The sequence below is a fragment of the Psychromonas sp. SR45-3 genome, assembly GCF_014163575.1.
GTDB lineage: Bacteria > Pseudomonadota > Gammaproteobacteria > Enterobacterales > Psychromonadaceae > Psychromonas > Psychromonas arctica.
This window is the reverse complement of the sequence record NZ_JACJDP010000044.1, coordinates 13,777-32,089: the sequence shown is the minus strand read 5'-3', so window position 1 is coordinate 32,089 and position 18,313 is coordinate 13,777. Positions and strand designations below refer to the sequence as shown.

General features: G+C 33.4%; 12 protein-coding genes. 6 read left to right on the top strand and 6 right to left on the bottom strand.

From position 1 onward, the window contains the following. Positions 1 to 250 precede the first annotated feature (250 nt). Together H5084_RS19980 and H5084_RS16935 are read left to right on the top strand one after the other, a co-directional pair. Positions 251 to 2,299, top strand: a complete 2,049-nt coding sequence (locus H5084_RS19980) for a bifunctional diguanylate cyclase/phosphodiesterase (RefSeq protein WP_182691744.1) — start codon at positions 251 to 253, stop codon at positions 2,297 to 2,299. Between the two features lie 258 nt (positions 2,300 to 2,557). Beyond that, complete coding sequence (locus tag H5084_RS16935) at positions 2,558 to 2,806, top strand: DUF3297 family protein (protein ID WP_166369477.1); 249 nt, start codon at positions 2,558 to 2,560, stop codon at positions 2,804 to 2,806. Positions 2,807 to 3,230: 424 nt separating this feature from the next. Here the strand turns inward: H5084_RS16935 and H5084_RS16930 are convergent, their stop codons facing one another. The 3 genes from H5084_RS16930 to H5084_RS16925 all read right to left on the bottom strand — a co-directional run bounded on the left by H5084_RS16930 (position 3,231) and on the right by H5084_RS16925 (position 5,363). Further along, positions 3,231 to 4,091: an NAD(P)-dependent oxidoreductase gene (locus H5084_RS16930; RefSeq protein ID WP_182691742.1), complete on the bottom strand. Its 861-nt coding sequence runs from the start codon at positions 4,089 to 4,091 to the stop codon at positions 3,231 to 3,233. 79 nt (positions 4,092 to 4,170) lie between these two features. Further along, positions 4,171 to 4,398 (bottom strand): hypothetical protein, encoded by a 228-nt coding sequence (locus tag H5084_RS19840; RefSeq protein WP_259396881.1) that lies wholly within the window; start codon positions 4,396 to 4,398, stop codon positions 4,171 to 4,173. Continuing rightward, the gene (locus tag H5084_RS16925) at positions 4,398 to 5,363 is read right to left on the bottom strand and encodes an oxidoreductase (RefSeq protein ID WP_259396880.1); all 966 of its coding nucleotides are present in this window, start codon (positions 5,361 to 5,363) and stop codon (positions 4,398 to 4,400) included. The genes H5084_RS19840 and H5084_RS16925 overlap by 1 nt, the downstream gene beginning before the upstream one ends. 115 nt (positions 5,364 to 5,478) lie before the next feature. Here H5084_RS16925 and H5084_RS16920 point away from each other — a divergent pair, with 115 nt between their 5' ends. From H5084_RS16920 to H5084_RS16910, 3 genes are all read left to right on the top strand, one after another. Continuing rightward, positions 5,479 to 6,375, top strand: coding sequence for a LysR family transcriptional regulator (locus H5084_RS16920; RefSeq protein WP_182691740.1), 897 nt, complete (start codon positions 5,479 to 5,481; stop codon positions 6,373 to 6,375). A gap of 560 nt (positions 6,376 to 6,935) precedes the next feature. Then, complete coding sequence (locus tag H5084_RS16915; RefSeq protein ID WP_182691738.1) at positions 6,936 to 7,862, top strand: glutaminase; 927 nt, start codon at positions 6,936 to 6,938, stop codon at positions 7,860 to 7,862. A gap of 320 nt (positions 7,863 to 8,182) precedes the next feature. Then, positions 8,183 to 8,674 carry a GNAT family N-acetyltransferase gene (locus tag H5084_RS16910; protein WP_182691736.1) on the top strand — a complete coding sequence of 164 codons (492 nt, stop codon included), beginning with the start codon at positions 8,183 to 8,185 and terminating at the stop codon, positions 8,672 to 8,674. Positions 8,675 to 8,833: 159 nt separating this feature from the next. Here H5084_RS16910 and H5084_RS16905 read toward each other — a convergent pair whose 3' ends face one another. Then, positions 8,834 to 9,409 carry a porin family protein gene (locus tag H5084_RS16905; RefSeq protein ID WP_182691734.1) on the bottom strand — a complete coding sequence of 192 codons (576 nt, stop codon included), beginning with the start codon at positions 9,407 to 9,409 and terminating at the stop codon, positions 8,834 to 8,836. A gap of 938 nt (positions 9,410 to 10,347) precedes the next feature. Here H5084_RS16905 and H5084_RS16900 point away from each other — a divergent pair. Next, positions 10,348 to 13,014: a TrlF family AAA-like ATPase gene (locus H5084_RS16900; protein ID WP_182691732.1), complete on the top strand. Its 2,667-nt coding sequence runs from the start codon at positions 10,348 to 10,350 to the stop codon at positions 13,012 to 13,014. Positions 13,015 to 16,565: 3,551 nt separating this feature from the next. Here the strand turns inward: H5084_RS16900 and H5084_RS16895 are convergent. Both H5084_RS16895 and H5084_RS16890 read right to left on the bottom strand, forming a co-directional pair. Next, positions 16,566 to 17,825, bottom strand: coding sequence for a Y-family DNA polymerase (locus H5084_RS16895; protein ID WP_182691730.1), 1,260 nt, complete (start codon positions 17,823 to 17,825; stop codon positions 16,566 to 16,568). Next, positions 17,825 to 18,235: a LexA family transcriptional regulator gene (locus H5084_RS16890; protein WP_028867903.1), complete on the bottom strand. Its 411-nt coding sequence runs from the start codon at positions 18,233 to 18,235 to the stop codon at positions 17,825 to 17,827. The genes H5084_RS16895 and H5084_RS16890 overlap by 1 nt, the downstream gene beginning before the upstream one ends. Positions 18,236 to 18,313: the final 78 nt, after the last annotated feature.

Here is an 18,313-nt window from a genome sequence, read left to right as displayed (position 1 = left end):
ATAGGTAATAGGTAATAAGTATTCAGTTTTTTATAAATTATTAGAACATACCCCTTAAGAGAAAATGTGATTAATGTCAATTTTTACTCTGCAAGTAAAATATCTCTATACCGATGATATTAAACAGACTTTAACTAATGTATATTAATTGTCATACTTTTGTGAAGTTGGTTGAAGCGTTTTATTTTATAAATCTAGGCTCGGTTAGTCAGGTGTTCATTACTATTACATATACGCAAAAGGATCCGCTGTGTTTTCAGATGTTAATGTTAAGGTCATTATTGGTTTATTTTGTTTATCTATAGCAGCATTTTTATCGCACCGTTTAGGAATATTGGATACTTCTTATTCCGTTCTAGTTAATACTGAAGATAAAACAAAAAATTTAATTACGAGTAAACATGCTGATGCTTATTTAACTGAAAAGCGTAAGATATTGCTGCAATGTAAACTGACCGAAAACAATGGATATAATTTTTGTGGCATTGGTATTCCCCTAACAGATGGGATTATAGATAACGGCTTAGACTTAAGCCGATTTAATCGTTTATCGTTAGCCATCAAATATACTGCACCGAATGAGAATGCAAAGTTAAAAATTACTTTTAGAAACTTCAACGACAACTACTCTAAGCTAACGGATACTGTTTCATTAAAGTTTAATAGTATTTCATACAACCCTAATAGACATAAGCTCCCTGTCGATATCCCTTTTGACGCACTTCAAGTTGATAATTGGTGGGTCGAACAATACAAAGTTGGCTTTACCAATAGCCAAGTTGAATTAACAAATGTGTCCTATTTAGAAATATTAACTGATGGTATGAATGTTATTGGGAATTATAATATCGAGATTCAACGAATCGATTTATATGGCAAATTAATCTCAGAAGCGAACTTGCTCAAACTAATTTTATTAATATGGTTAATCACTATCATCTTATTGATCACGCTACAGCGTAATGTTTTACACCGCATGTCGATTACCGACTCATTAACAGGATTATATAATCGTCAAGGCATAAGAAGTTGGACCAATAAAAAAATATTAATGGGTATCAATCGACAACATTTTTATATGTTCTATTTGGATCTAGATGATTTCAAAAAAGTAAATGATACCTATGGTCATCAAGTAGGCGATCAATTATTAATCGGTTTTTCACATTATGTAGAAAATTATTTAGATTCAATTGAAAATATCCAATTTGCCTTTGCAAGGCTATCAGGTGATGAATTTGCATTAGTAGTTTTAGGTTTAGAAGATGAGCAAATCAAAACCTTTGCAGAAAATTTAATTGGTGTTTGGGATTCACCTATTGTACTTGAACAACATGAAACTTATGCCCGTGCAAGTTTAGGTGTTGCAAAATCAAGTGGAGATGTAAAAACATTTGACGGTTTATTAGCAAGAGCTGATTCAGCAATGTATTACGCCAAAAAAGAGGGCAAGAATTGTTTCAAAGTTTTTAACGAAAAAGTATCACAGGATATATTTTTCCGTAAACAAACGGCTGAAAAAATTAAAAATGCGATTATACACGATCAATTTCATTTAAATTTTATGCCTATATTTGATGCTAAAAGTTTGAAAATAGTCAGTATTGAAGTATTGATACGCGCTAATACACATGAATTATTGGGGATTGGACCTGATGTTTTTATCCCTATAGCAGAAGAATATAACCTAATTAAAAGTATTGATTTATGGGTTATTGAGACAACGTTTAAACAAATAAAAAAAGAATTCACATTTTTACATTCCCACCCATTAACATTTTGTATCAACATTTCATCTGTAGAGTTACACAATCCAACTTTCGTACAGCAACTTACTGAGTTAATTTCGTTATACCAAATAGATCCCACAATAATTGAATTAGAAATAACTGAAACGTGTTTGGTTGCAGCGGATCTAATGAGTGTTTCAACACTAGAGGAGATACATGATCTAGGTATTAACCTCACATTAGACGATTTTGGAACAGGTTATACGGCATTTTCACAACTGATTAACTACCCCGTAAGCTGTTTAAAAATTGACAAGACTTTTATTGATAACCTAAATTCAGAAGATAAAACAACATCAACCATGATCAAAGCGATCCTTTCAATTGCAGATTCATATCAATTAAAGACCGTAGGAGAGGGGGTTGAAAATCATCAACAATACGAATTTTTATTAGATCAAGGTTGCGATATGCTTCAAGGATATTTATTCAGTAAGCCTTTGCTTTGGAAGGATTTAAAGAATAAGTTAAGCGAAACTAATCAACAACCGTTTCTCTTCAAAAAATAGGCGAGACAATTATCTATCCAGTCAGGTTGGCCAGAATGAAACTCTAAACAAAATAAGTTTTTTTAGATCTCGTTTTTGTTAATGGCTTGTTTAACTCTGTTTAAATTACAATAAAGCAGACAAGTTATCATGCGGATCTAGGAATAGTGTCATAGCTATGTAAAGTAACATGGATTTTTATCATGACAAGTATTGAGCGTGGTCGTTATATTGACTACAATTGTGCAGTTTTATTTTTCTTATCAAAGGTCTCATATAATGAACGACACTAAATCTTTACCCGCTTTACCAGATCGCCTATCAGTTGATCCTCGTAGCCCACATCATGTAGCAGAAATTTTTGAACATGAAATTGGTATCAAACTTAACGGTAAACAACGTTTTGATGTTGAAGAATACTGTATTAGTGAAGGATGGGTAAAAGTTCCTGCGCATAAAGCATTAGACCGTCGAGGACACCCATTAATGAAAACAGTAAAAGGCACTGTTGAAGCTTTTTATGGTTAATTGCTTAATTGCTTAAATGCTTAAATGCTTAAATGCTTAGCTCAGCATTCAGCTAAATCATTGTTATTAACCCTATATAATTAATTAGTAGGGCATTGACGATAAATCATTTAAGCTTTTGAATTTTAATTAATTAAATTACCTTTTTGCAATCTTTTCAGTACAAAAAGGTAATCTTCATTTGTAGTTACATTTCCTCTATATATTTTAAGACAAAGTGAAAATTGAATATAATCTCTTTTATGTTCTAGACCCAATCGCCTCGACAACGAGACAGCGCTTATATCTGTATAATTCTTTTGCTCACAGGTTAAAATCAATTTACTTACAAGCAAGAAAACTAAGCTCGTCTTTATTTACCACTCAGTCTTAGTTCTCTCAAATACATTTTAAACACAGCCTCGTTTATTTAATTTCACACTATTTATTTATATACCTTGAAAATAGCTGCAATATCTTCATCTGAAAATCCTGCTTGTATAGCTTGTTTAAAAATTTCATTTGAAATTGCTGCGTTAGGTAATGCTAAATTTAATTGCTCACCTAGTGAGATAGCCAAACGTAAATCCTTTTGCATATGTTTTAGTGGAAAACTCGTTGTATAATTTTCAGCTAATAACATTTCTCCTTTTCCTTTAAACATTGGATTTGAGATAGCTCCAGCTCCTAAAATATCAAGAATTTGTGGGCCATCAAGACCTGCTTTTAAGCCTAAAGACATTCCTTCGCTGAATATGCTCAACATGCCACCCATCATCATATTTACCACGAGTTTCATTTTTGCACCTTGGCCAACTTCTCCAATATAGGGCGACATTTTCCCCATTACATTAAATGCGGGCAATGCATCTTGATAAAGTGTCTCATCACCGGCTGCTAAGATAATTAAAGTACCGTCTTCAGCTGGTTTTTTGGTCCCAGAAACCGGTGCCTCTAGAAAACGACCTCCCGCTTCAGTTATTGCTTTTGCAATCTTTTGTGAAGTTACATCATCAACCGTTGACATATCAATATAACTACGACCATTTCCTATTCCTGCAATAACACCATCAGGACCTTCACAAATCGCTAATGCAGCCGCAGGATCTGAAACAATGGTAAAGGTGATATCACAAGTTTCAGTAAGTTCTCTGGGAGAATTAGCTTGTTGAGCCCCTTTTGCAACTAACGCAGCGCACTTGTCTAGGTCACGGTTCCAAACTGTGACACTAAAGCCTGCTTTAATTAAATTTAAAGCCATAGCTTTACCCATAATTCCTAAACCTATAAATCCAATTTTTTTCATAAATATAAATGCCTTGTATTTGAAGTGTTAACTACCGTTTAAATATAAACTGGTAATCTAGTATTTAAAGCTGTATTGATTAAATAAACTTAGCTTGCCACCTAGCACAGCGTGTTTTGTCTCGTTCCTCATAGGTATTAATTGCAGTATGAAGATCTAGGTCAAAATCATTTTCGTCATCAGTGGTTATCGCAGTAATACGCATTGTGTACCACGCTGTTATTCCACCTGGTGGAGGCGATGTAAATCTAGGGAACTCAACAGTAATATTTGATTCTGTATTCCAATTATTCACTAGGTTTGGCATCAGCACCACGCTCTAGCTAGGCCAATCATCTCTACCTCATTACTTGCTAATGCTGTATTTACTTCTTGACGTGTTTTAAAACCGCCGGTGACCACTAACGGAATAGTTGTGTATTTTCTCGCTTTTTTAGCAAAATTAATGAAATAAGGACCAGTTGAAGTGCTATCAGAACTTGATACCGCACCTGGGAAATATGATCCCCCACTTATTTCTATTAAATCAATAGAGGTCTTATCAAGAATACGGATCGCTTCTAATGCTTCTTCTTGGGTTAGTCCACCTTGAAGTTGATCTGATGAATTAATTTTAATACCAATAGGAAATGATTGGCCTACCTCACTACGTACTTTATTGATGATTTCAATAATTAATCGGCATCGTGCTGACACATCACCTCCATATTTATCTTGTCGGTGATTAAAAAGTGGGGACAGAAATTGACTAAGTAAAAATCCATGGCCAGCATGTATTTGAACTCCAGTGAAACCGGCTTTTTTAGCTATTTTTGCTGCATTTGCATATTGGTCTGGTAATTCAAGTACTTCTTCCAATGACATCCCAGAACACTGAAAGTTATCTGTATTTAGAGGAGAGGGGCCTTTAGGCACACTTAATTGCGAGTATGACAGGCCTCCGGCCTGACCTAGCTGAGGCCATATGTGTGCACCATTAATAGTTGCTTGCTTAGTCAACAATCGTAATGCTTGAATATCTGATGTTGGGCCGAGAAACAAGTTTCCGGGTGTTTCTGGGTAACGGTAGTCTATCTGTACTTCCCCAATGATAGATAAACCAACGCCTCCTTGAGCCCATTTTTCATAGAGTCTAGCTTGTGCTTTGGTTGCGTTACCTTCACCATTGCCAAGAGAATCGGACATTGCTGATTTGACTATTCTATTTTTAATTATTGCACCGCAAGGCAATGTAATAGAGTGGTTAAATGAGCTATCGAAACTGGTTGTCATTTTCTTTACCTATTTTTTGTTCAAAGCTAATGTTGAAAGAATAAAGACATTATGAATGTTTTTTATTAAACTAAAATATGTCCCTAATATAAATACTATTAAAAATAAGTTAATAATGAATATTTCAGACCTTAATCTTTTTATTCGGATTGTAGAAACAGGCAAAATAACTGAAGCAGCTAAACAATTAGATATTACACCAGCAGCAGTTAGCTCCGCTCTTAAACGGTTAGAGCAACAATTGGACGTACAATTATTAGTAAGAACAACAAGACACTTACGAATAACCCCGCAAGGTGAGCAGTTTCTATTTCATTGTCGACAGGCTCTTGATAGTTTAGAGCAAGGTCGAATTGCTGCGCATCAAATGCAAGGGAAGCTCGGTGGTAAATTACGTTTATCAGTGCCTTCTGATTCAGGGCGTAATACAGTGTTGTCTTGGATAGACGAGTTTTTAGATTTACATCAAGCTTTATCGATAGATTTAAGTGTCAGTGATACTTTATCCAATTTCTTTGAAGATCAAGTTGACCTTGTTCTTCGCTACGGTAAACCGCAAGATTCAACATTAATTTCATTTCATATAGCGACGATTGAAAGAGTAACTTGTGCGTCTCCTGCCTATCTAGACAATTTTGGCATACCATCACATCCCAAAGATTTACGCCATCACGAGTGCTTATTACATTTAAGAGCAGGGCGCTTATTTAGTCATTGGCAGTATGCAGACGGGAATAATACATACAAAATAAAAGTAGAAGGTAAAAGGGTTAGTAATGATACCGATATTGTTAGGCGTTGGGCTGTTAATGGTAAAGGGATCGCCCATCGTACTAAAATAGATGTAATGTCAGAGCTGGAAAGTGGTAAATTAGTAGAGATACTAACAGATTACCAATCACCTGCTGCAGAGTTACATTTAATTTGTCCAAGTAGAAAACAGGTAAGTCCTACTGTTATTGCTCTTAGAGAATTACTGAGAGAAAAATTTGCTAATATGCTCTCTGTTTAATATAAAAAATTACGAATACATAATCATTTTCGTAGATAGGTTAATAATTTGTAAGTTAGTCATAATGACAGTGAAGAAATCAGAGATATCCTTGAATAAGATTTTTTAACAATTAAGCAGCTTCTGAGATTACTTCCTCAAAATACTTAAGAAACAGTTAAATATGCACCTGCTAGACAGCATTATCGAATTATTAGATCAAAACTGAAATTCTATATGTAGTAATTGTAGTGGTAAAAGTCGTTTGCTAATGTGATGAACGTTACTCGGGGTATTTAAAAGATTACCGTGTTTATCCACTACAAACTAAACGCATGAGAAGAAAACCCACAAAACAGGGGCGAATGCGGTGATTAATATTAAATCTAATGATGAAAATAATTTAACTTTTAACTCGCAAACCTGTCATGTATCGCCGGAGCTTTCATTGCGGGTGTAACATCAGTTGGTGAAATAGTTGTTATTTAATAAAATATATACAAGCATTACTAATAGCTAAAACTTCAATTTCATAACACGCCTAACGGCCACTCAATATAATACATTGGAGCAATGCATAAATGATTAATACAATCGATTATCATCATATTTTTTCTGAAATTGCATCTGAATTCAAAGAGGTTGATGACCTAGGTGCGATCGCAAACTATATACCTGAATTAGGTAAGGTTGATCCAACTAAGTTGGGAGTTCACCTTACTACTGTTGATAACCAACAGTATGCATTTGGTGATGCTGACGAACCATTTTCAATTCAAAGTGTGGCAAAAGTATTATCACTGACATTAGCGTTGAAAATTATGGGCGGCGATCTTTGGAGTCGGGTTGGTGTTGAACCATCTGGTTCACCTTTTAATTCTTTGGTGCAGCTAGAATATGAAAAGGGCATCCCACGAAATCCATTCATCAATGCTGGCGCGATTGTTATTTGTGATATTTTGGTTACTTGTTTGGATGACCCAAAGGAAGACTTACTGGCGTTTATTCGAAAAATATCAGGCATTGATAGTATTAACTATTCTGCAAAAGTAGCAGAGTCAGAGAAAAAGTGTGGTTATCGTAATTATGCACTAATCAATTTAATGAAAGATTTCGGTAATATTCATAACGACGTAGATATTGTTTTAGACCTGTATTTCTACCTTTGCTCGATTGAAATGACCTGTAAAGAATTGACTAATGCTTTTATGTTCCTTGCTTCTGGTGGTATAAATCCTATTACAAATGAAAAGGTTATTAGCCTTACAAGAACAAAACGAATAAATTCAGTGATGTTAACGTGTGGATTTTATGACGAAGCTGGTGAGTTCGCTTTTAGAGTCGGTTTACCTGGTAAAAGTGGTGTCGGTGGAGGCATTGTAGCCATACATCCTGGTAAATTTTGTATTGCAGTATGGAGCCCAAAGTTAAATGCCAAAGGTAATTCTTATAAAGGAATGAAAGTGCTTGAAGCACTCACTACCAAAACACAATGCTCTATATTTTGATCTGGGTTAGTAATGAAAACTGCTATTTCAAATGGATTGGTAATGATAATAAAAAAATTATATGAATATTAGCTGCTATATGAAATTTAAACTGTACGTTCAGGTGTTTAAACAGAATTTAATTAAAAGAAATTTAAGGTAATACTGGATCTTATGGTGGAACAATTTAAGAAACCAGGAATGAAAATAGAATAAGCAACTTAATATCAACTAAATGCAATTATTGTCAGTTATGATTTGAATTAAAGAACGAAATAAGTAGGTTGAAGATGAAAGATTCAGCAACCTACTTAAGCGGCAACTTAGGAGTATAGTTTTACATGTCTGAACTAGTTATTCGTAGAGCAAAGGTCTGTGACTTAGATCGATGCTTTGAAATCGAAAATGATGCTTACGCTGGTGAAGAGGCGGCTACAAAAGAAAAAATCTTAAAAAGAATTCAAACCTACCCAGAAGGTTTTATTGTTTTAGAAAATGAAAAAGAAATTATTGGATTCAATAATTCTGGTGCAACACATAAAGTTGAGTTGTCCGATGAAGAGTTCAAGGAATTAATTGGCCATGATCCCGATGGCAAACACATTGTAATAATGTCAGTTGTCATTCATCCTAATTATCAGGGTAAAAGCTTTACTAGTTTGCTAATGAGAAACTTTATAAACGCAATGCAGGCAATGGGAAAAACTGAAATCTATTTAATATGCCAAACCGAGATGATAAACATGTACGCTAAATATGGTTTTATTCACTTGGGTGAATCAGATTCAGATCATGGTGGTCTTAGTTGGCATGAAATGTCTCTTGCATTATAAGACACACGATAAACATGAGAAGTTAATGTAAGAGCTAAGTTAATGATACCACAAAGATTTAAGGACATGGTCGTTTATTTTGGCCAAGGTGTAATACAATTTGTATTACACCCTTTGGACTTTACTTTTAAGTAGTTAATTTAAGCACTCTACTTATCACTAGAAACGATATTCAACACCGATACTAGCCTGCTTAAAGTCTGTTTCTGTATCGGAACCGTTAGATACATTATCCAAATTAATTTCTGCATCATACCAAGTGTACTCGGCATTAATTAAAAAACGTTCTGTTACTTTAAACGCTACACCCGCACCAGCAAATACACCTTCATCATCTTTATTGCCAGAAAATCCGACCACGTTATAATCTGTTGAATACCATAACTGACCACCTTTAGCATACAACTCAACTCGATCAGCAACAGGCAATATCACCTTTAAGCCAGCGGTATAACCATCTGTTTCAGCGCTAGATAAGTTGTTGCCGTAACTACCAAAATCAATATAGCTACCTTCTAGAGCTAAGTAGTTGTTAAAGCGATAACCGACTATGCCCTGGAGAACATCATTGTTGTCGTCAAAGTCATCTTCGCCATCTACTTTTAGGTAACCATAATTACCACCGACATAAATACCATGTTCAGCTACGTCTTTCTTGAAGTCATCAGCGTGAGAAAAAGTACTAACAGAGGCTAACGAAATAAGTCCAGTTAAAGTAATAATCGTATTTTTCATATGATACTCCTAGTTAATTGTGTAAATACACCTAACTAGTTACAAAATGGATGCCAACCTTATAAAAGTAACAAAGATATGTTTACCTGAGTTTCACATTTGGTTTAATATCAACTGGTTACGTTTATTTTTTTGTGAGTAAATGTTGGAGAACAATATATATGCATTACTTTTTTTATCCGCTCAATAAGACAGTGATAACGTAAAACTGTAATTATTTCTGATTAAATTGTAATATTTTCAAAGGGTAAGCGGGGACAGAGTAAACTTTTTCTATTACCTTATACCTTAAAAGGGCGTCCCATTTTCTTTGGATGTATACTTTTACCCGTTAGTTTTTCTATTTGGTCTTTAAATGTGTCACTGCCGATTACCATGCCTCTATTGGGAGAATAAATAAAAAATATCGAGTTGACTAATACGTCACTGAAAATAGTTCTGAGTAGTAATTACAGCTTTAATGTCCGTTTTGAAACTTACGATGTATCATTTCAAAATAAAAAATTGTTTTTAGCTGTGTGATCACATATGAGTTGTATAAGGTATTAAAAATGAAACGAAAATAGTGGGTTACGTTTCTCTTATTGCACCAGGAAGTTAAGCTAATCACTCGATAAATATTTTTTGAAAAATAGAAGGGCACTTGTTCCGCAGATGTATTGCATTATTCATAATATAGAAAATTTAAGGAGTAGTTTAACATTAAGCGAAGGGCTAAGCCATTTAGCCTCAATAATACAACCTAATTAGCCTCATAAACGCCTTTACAACTCAATTTAATCAATCATTTATTTAAAATTCAAGAATCTATTTGAATCTCAAGTAAATATAAAATACTGTGCTTTTATAATTTAAATTTGGGTTGAGAATGAGAAATTCTACAGCCTCGTTAGGCCTCATGCACATAATTGGCATCAGTTAAAATTCAAGGATATTACATGATTGGATCAATTTGGAGTAAATGGGACTTACACATTCATTCTCCATATACTCATCAAGCTAACGAGTATGGTGTAACTACTATAGATGAGTTTGTTGATAAAATTATCTCTTCGGAACTGAATCTAACAGGAGTTACTAATTACTTTTTCTTTAAAGATAATGAACTAGATGAAATTAGAGCAAAATTTAAAGAGAAAGACGTTAAACATACAGTATTAGGAAATCTAGAATTTCGTATCGACCAACAAAATAAAGATGGTGAGTGGATCAATGTCCACTGCATATTTTCTGAAAATATTACTACTCAACAAATAAATGATATTTTATCCACGCTCCCTATTTCCAATACAACTGTTGACGGTAAACACATCTATTGCTCTCAGCAGTCTTTTACTGATTCTCAAACGACAACATCTGAGTCGTTTGTAAAATTCGATTCATTGATAGGCCACCTGAACAACAACTTAAGGTTCGGAACTGATTTTTTAATAGCAGCTTGTCCAAATGGATATGGTGGCTTTAGACCTGATATGAAAGAAGGAAGGTCACTAGCTGTTGCACTAGAAATAGAGAAAAGGTGCCAAATTATCTTAGGCCGGCCTCAAGATAGAGCTTTCTTCCTGAATAAGGAAAGATATCCATCTGCGAAGCAAAAGCCGGTTTTTCATGCTTCAGATGCTCACAAGTTGGAAAATATTGGCACAATTTACTCTTGGGTCAAAGCTAAACCAACCTTTGAAGGCTTGAGGCAAGCTATTATTGAACCGGACCTTAGAGTTCAGCAAACTGACGATTTTGTCGAAAACACATACATAAAGCCATGGTTTAAATCGGTTGAATTAGGTGGAAAAGTTTTTGCTGGTGAGGATATAAGTTTTTTTAGCCAAACAATCCCATTAAATCCGAACCTAGTCACAATTGTGGGTGGGAGAGGGACTGGTAAAAGTCTTTTTCTAGATGCAATGCACTCAAGATTCAATCATCAATCTGAGCACTCAAATGCACGAAGAGTCAGCGGTGAAAGCCTTAGCGTTGAACTCGATCAAGGTGATGGGACAGTAATAAAATTCGATTCTTCTGCAAATACGTACTCTTATTTACATGTTTCTCAAGGAGATGTTCAAAATTTCAGCCAAAAACCTGATGATCTGAGTGGCGAAATAAAAAGAATGTTAGGAATTCATGGTATAGGATTTGATTCTGTTACCAGTTCTGAAATATCAAACAATCTGAGTAAATATCGTACGTTCGTTGAATATTGGGAAGATGTTGACTCTCAAAGCCAGCGTATTAATACGCAACAATATCAACAAAGTGTTATCGATAGTAATACTCAGTTAATTGGCACGCTTACTAACCCTCAAAATAAGTTGCTAATTGAGCAATATCAAAATAACTCAAAGAGTATTAACGAAAAAACCAACTTCATTGATGACGCAAGGAGTACGCTAGCTCTTTTGAGTCGCCACGCTTTAGAAATAAATCAGAAAATCACGCTATTAAATGCCAATTCTTGCTCAGCCAATCAGTCACCATTGATTGATGAAGTTTTGATCAAAGAGCCCATTAATAAAAATATTGATATATGCAAGAATGAAATTGAAACATTAACCGAATCAAATAGTGAAATTGCTACTCAGTTTAGACAACAAGGTATCAATCAAGACATATCATCTTTGCTAAGCAAAGTTACTGAATATCAAAAGTCTATTGATCAGGCATCATCCAAATTAGATGAGATAAATCAAAAGACGATAGAATATCAAGCGTTTGTTAAGGAGCGTGGCGAGCTTGCATTAAAATACAAAGAGTACATTGATCGTCAAAAAGATAACATTGATCAGGCCTTTGAAAAGCTTAAGATTAAACAACCAGGCTGGAATGATGAGCAAAATGAACTGGTTCAGGAAATTCTTTCAGATATACATATTAATGGTAGCGTCGTATTCAATGTACAGCATTTCTACAGTGGAATTGAAGAATGCTTAAATCGTGGTAAATTTAGAAGTACAGGTGAAAAATCTACTTCTGATCGGTTGCAAGAAACATTTTGTGTAAGGTCAATAGATGACTTCTTCAAACTATTGTCTGGTGAAAAAATCATTAATTGTGATGGCATTCCAACAAGTATAGAAGAGTTCTTTTGGAAACCAGAGTTCTTTAATAAAGGGGGACGATTTGAATTATTAAATTACCTCTACTCTCCTACAAATATTAGAAGGTACCTTTATGCAAATGCAGACTTCCAGTACAAGGGGAAGACGGTGAATAAGCTCTCTGTTGGCCAACGAGGTACATTCTATGTTTGTTTAAAATTAGCGACAGACCCATTCGGAAGTCCATTTGTTTTTGATCAGCCTGAGGATGATTTAGACAATGAGTTTATTATGTCACAGCTAGTTCCCTTGTTCAGAAAAATTAAAAAATATCGCCAAGTAATTATTGTGACACACAATGCAAATTTAGTAGTAAATACTGACGCTGAACAAATAATTATTGCTGATAATCAAGGCGAGAATATTCGTTATATTTCAGGTTCAGTTGAAGATGGAAATGTTAAAGAAAATAGAGGTATAAGAGCAGAGATTTGTAATATCTTAGAAGGTGGTCGTTATGCTTTCGAGAAAAGAGAACGAAAATATGGTATTCAAGAGCTGGCCTAATCGGGTAGCCGGAGGTATCACCCCCCAGCCCCCACACCCCATGTATGCGGCTCCGCAAAGGGCGGTTCATCATAAGATGAATAGTGAATATTAATCCACAAATCCTTAATGATATCAAACCTTGTCTAGCTAAAAACTCATTGCTGATCGCTATATTGATCCCTTTGGTTTTCGAACTACGACAAGGTCCTTTACTTGTACTTTTTATAAACCCACTGGCACCCAATTTGATCAATGATCTCACTTTCGTCCACGGTTTTCGCCATTCATTTTAACTCTCTATTTTTGTCCGCTTAATACATCAGGAGGTTTAACAGAAAAATCGAGAGTTTTTTGAAAATAGAAGGGCAGTTAGATTAATATTTTTTTATGAATAGCATGTAGTTAAATTAAAATAAAAAATTTTCTGTCATTTAAGACAAATTTTTTATTAATAATTAATAAGAAAATTAATTCTGCTTATGATCTTATTTTTAGGAGCTAGGATAGGAAAAGAAATTATTACTATCTGTAAAAATATTGGGGTGTAAATAGTAATTTTTTAATATCCATAAAGTTTATCTAGTTTGTTAAAATTTTAATTTATTATTTCCATATTAAATTAAAACTTGCAAGCCAAGTGTAATGAATAAAAAATATTAGAACAATATCAAATCATAAAGCCAGTTAATGTGAGAGTTCATCATTAGTCTTTTAAAAATATTCGCATCAATAGGTTAATGAAGTGTATTAATCATTTTTTAATTAACAATTACAAAATAATTAAGCGTTAAGTAACAGCTAGAAGTTAATCTTGTAGAAAATATTCAAATTCAAACATAAAAGTATATGGCATTGAGATTAGTATTAAGATTAATCTTTTAATGGAAATCATTGGTCTCTTAAAAATATCTGACATCAATAAGGTTTGATGCAGTGTGTTGATAAATATTTTGTCTATAACAAACCGATTAAGAAATTGAAGTAAGTTCATGTCAAAAAGTAAAACTTCATGGCAAAGTTTAGTATTCAGATTTTTATGGAAGCGGAAAATATTCGTAAATGTTTGAACAAAAAAGTAAGTCGGATACAGATGATTTAATAGGTTTAGGCAAGCCAGGTTAAATTTAAAGTATGCACGAATTTAGCATTTCGATTATTCGAGTATGTTAGCAACACCTATAAGAGATCTCATGCTTAATTTACATAGTCATATTTACCAAGCTGATTCGTGATAAACGCCAAAGCCTGAAAAGCGCAAAAAACATAAAGGATAACAGTATGTTATACATTTTATGTTAAATAGAATTATGGTAAATAAAAGAAAGTTAAGGTGATACTGGATCTCATTCTTAATTTACACTGACACAAGTTAACATTGAGAATAGCTATATTAAAACCCTATTTAACATAATATACATTACACGAAGTTTTGTTAATGCTTGTGGCTAGGTGGTATTTGTGTGGTAAAAATCATTCAATATGAGATTTTCCTCAACCGTAATATTTTATAGTTACTAATTAACCTGTTGTTTTTATTTGAAATTAAATATCACGTACGTATTTAATGAACTCTCGCTAAGTTGAATAATTATTTCCAAGTTAATCTCTATTATGTCGTTTATACTCGTTTCCTTATTTATTAAACTTACTCATTACTGCTAGTTAATACTACTGGCTAATAATGAGTCCATTGCTTAGTCATTAACTAGTTTTTTCATTTGGCTATTGTCGGCCTAATCGTGATTTTTCTTTATTATATTGTTAACTCGTAACTTGAAAATTAACTGTTAGCTTAGCTTATTACATTTATCACATGAGTTTTAGATAGTTAAAACTACTTATTTTGTTATTTCTTAATGTAAATACCCGATAATTACCTTATAAATACTGAAAACATTTTTTTTACTATCAACATTGCTAAATTTGATTATAAATTAGGCGCTCTGTGTTGAAATCTGAGATGTTATCAAGGCATTTATCTATAAGTAGGAAATCTCAGAGCCATTAATAAATAACTTTTTATCTTTAATTAGTTAAATATCATGCCTAACTACTTTTTATTATCAGCTATTAGACCAGAATACTTTTTATTACTTTAGATAAATACTATTTTTATTTTTTAACATTAATGCCAATACTTAATCCTTATGCTTGTTAAAATTATTTAATGTTTAATAAGATTTAATTGTTATTACAGCTTCAATACCAATTACTCATCTAATGTCATTACGACTTAAAAATTAATTACTTGTATTGATATTATTATTTTAACTTTGTTGATATAAAAACATTGTGGGTAATTTTTTATTGGAATTTTAAAATTAACTATTTGTTACTTGCCAGTTACCTATAAAGACAAATGTTATTCAATGATCGTTAAAGTTTTAGCGTTCTCTATTTAGTTTTTTATTTAATAGATAGATTAATTAATTATTTAAATGATACGAACGCATAAAGTTTAATTCGGGTTAAGTAGATTTTAATAAAATAACTTTAACAAAGTGTCTTTAAAAATATTACTTTAACAACATAGTCTGGATATTTTATCTATTTTAAATATCACACATAGATGGCTGACTATCTATTATTGATAGTCCATGAAATTATTTAGTTATTATGTTTTATTGCTTGCTTTCATTGATTATAAAAATAAACTTATGTGTCATGCAGCCTTTAGTGAATTGAAATCTGTTTAGTTGTGTCGTTACTACCAAGATTTATATTTGTTATCTTGTATTTATTAAAAAATTGACAGCCACCCTATCAATTACAATATTACGCACACGTTACAATGACACATTTAGAAACTTTAATTATTTAATCGTCTGATTTTAAAGTACATTTATTCTCTAACTTAACAGTTACTGAATCACAGCACAGGCCTATAAATATATTTTTACAGGTCTCTATTACCGGTTATGCACTTAAATTTTAATACCAGTTCTCTTTTATAGCTGCTTATAATTGTTATCTTCAGAAAGTCCAAGTAAGACAACAGCAAGTGGTATAAGAATCAATATTTTTTGAATAGGCTAAACTTATTTAAAATTTTTTGGGGGATGTATATAGTGACACATCAATAAAAAATTTTATGGTTGAATTCGTGTCACTACTTCAGGCTTAATTCCTTCAGAGCCAACTACCGAATTTATTGTTATCTAGTATAGGGCTCTAATGTAGTAACTGGCTGATAAAAATATTTATACTTACTACTAGTATCCTCATCTGTTTTTACTTTTTGATGAATACTTATAATGCGTCAGAAAAACCATATTTTAAATTATAGGCTTTATATTTAGCTCAATATTAAATCAAAAAAATTAACGGCTCCCCTTCTCTATATGTTGGTTATTTATGTAATAAACCCGCTCTTTTATATAAAAAATTTACTTATATATAGCCGGAAATAAAGAAAAAATGAGTGTTGAAATAGTTTCTATTAAAATTTTTTAAATTTACACTTTATAAAAATTTGTTAGGCATAATCTCCAAAAATTATATCAATGCGCTTTAAATCAATACATTACAGTCACTTTCTTAACAGGATAAATTCATTTTAATACTATTATCTAACAACCAATTTTAGGGATATCTTTCCAATGAGTTGTGTATTGTGGTGTTAATAACTCTCTGCGCATTAACCATTTTTCTTCAGTGCCTTGTGCTGCAAAAAATAAGCTATTTGTACCATAGCGGTGATTAATTCCATCTAACATTTTCATCAATGACGCGTTATGTTCACTTGGATTGAATAGATCAAATTGTTGGTGTTTTTGACTACTTAAATTCAGTAACGCAACGCCAATCTTGTAATATCGCACACCGGGTTTAAATAGCAGATGTATATTCTCGCTGATTGCATGTAGCAGTCGCGAAGTGTCGTTAGTGGCCTGAGATAAGTGGACAATTACTTTATAACTCGCCGGTGATTTATCAAAGGGGCTACTTGATGCAAACGCTAATAATGTACTGCATAGTGAATATTGTTCTCTGGCTTTTACGCAGGCAATGGCAATATGTTTGGCTAATGCTTGATTTAGGCTTTGAATATCCATAATACGTTTCCCAACACTACGTGTTGAAAATATTTGTAGTTTATCAGCCCTCACACCATCCCATATCTTACAAGGTTGGCCATTTAGCTCATTGATTGTGCGTTGTAACTCGACATTAAATAAACTTTTGGGTAATAATTTAAGGTTAGCTTTACTCAGTTGTAATACTGTTTTGATACCATTCTGGGCTAATTTTTGATTGGTTTTTTTACCGATCCCCCATACGTCAAGCGGTGATAATTGTGAAAAAACATCTTCTTTAAACTGATCATTATCTAGCAAGCAGACACCGTTAAAACCAGGCCATTTTTTGGCAACATGATTAGCGACTTTTGCTAAGGTTAAGGTTTCGCCTAACCCTACACAAACCGGTAAGCGAGTTTCCTTCCACACGGCACGACGTATTTTTTCTGCCTGAATGGTTAAATCTGCAATGCTATGGCAGCAGTGACTAAAATCTAAGAATGATTCGTCAATCGAATAGATGTGTTGCTCTGGTGCAAAGCGCCCTATTATTTGCATCATTTTATGCGACAAGTCTGCGTAGAGTTCATAGTTTGAAGAACAGACGATAATACCTTTTTTTTCACAAAGATAACGCACTTTAAAAAAGGGTTGGAATTTTTTAATGCCCAATGCAAGCGCTTGTTTATTGGCGGCTACAATACAGCCATCATTATTAGACAATACGATGATCGGCCTTCCTCGCCACTCTGGCCGAAACACTTGTTCAGCGCTGCAATAGAATGAGTTAGCATCGACTAAAGCAAACACTATAGATTGGCCGCTAATAATTGACTGCTTCGATGGCAACGAATTGAACGAGTGACGACACCTTCGATTGTAAATTGATCGTCTTCATTAATAGGGATAGTTTTATAGCGAGGGTTAGCCGAGAGCAACAAACGCTCATTTATATTAATGATTTTACAAATAAACTCACCATTATAATTAGCGACGATCACGTCGTTGTTTTTAACCGTGACATGTCTATCGACAATAAGGATATCACCACTGTATATACCAACACCTTGCATGGAGTGACCATCTGCTTTACCAATAAAGGTGGCATTTGGGTGCTCGACAAGCAGTGCATCCAAGCTTAATGGTAATTGTAAATAGTCACTTGCCGGGCTTTCAAAGCCGGTAATGCCTGCACTTGCTGTAATCAGAATGAAGTTCATAATAACGCTCATAATTTAACTGTATAAATAAACAGTTAAATTATAAGTGAGTTTGTTATAAGTACAAGCAGAAGTTAA

Bases quoted from the DNA above. Each gene is read 5' to 3' on its own strand.
- H5084_RS16935 (WP_166369477.1), top strand. From the start codon at position 2,558: ATGAACGACACTAAATCTTTACCCGCTTTACCAGATCGCCTATCAGTT.
- H5084_RS16930 (WP_182691742.1), bottom strand. From the start codon at position 4,091: ATGAAAAAAATTGGATTTATAGGTTTAGGAATTATGGGTAAAGCTATG.
- H5084_RS19840 (WP_259396881.1), bottom strand. From the start codon at position 4,398: ATGCCAAACCTAGTGAATAATTGGAATACAGAATCAAATATTACTGTT.
- H5084_RS16925 (WP_259396880.1), bottom strand. From the start codon at position 5,363: ATGACAACCAGTTTCGATAGCTCATTTAACCACTCTATTACATTGCCT.
- H5084_RS16920 (WP_182691740.1), top strand. From the start codon at position 5,479: ATGAATATTTCAGACCTTAATCTTTTTATTCGGATTGTAGAAACAGGC.
- H5084_RS16915 (WP_182691738.1), top strand. From the start codon at position 6,936: ATGATTAATACAATCGATTATCATCATATTTTTTCTGAAATTGCATCT.
- H5084_RS16910 (WP_182691736.1), top strand. From the start codon at position 8,183: ATGTCTGAACTAGTTATTCGTAGAGCAAAGGTCTGTGACTTAGATCGA.
- H5084_RS16905 (WP_182691734.1), bottom strand. From the start codon at position 9,409: ATGAAAAATACGATTATTACTTTAACTGGACTTATTTCGTTAGCCTCT.
- H5084_RS16900 (WP_182691732.1), top strand. From the start codon at position 10,348: ATGATTGGATCAATTTGGAGTAAATGGGACTTACACATTCATTCTCCA.
- H5084_RS16890 (WP_028867903.1), bottom strand. From the start codon at position 18,235: ATGAACTTCATTCTGATTACAGCAAGTGCAGGCATTACCGGCTTTGAA.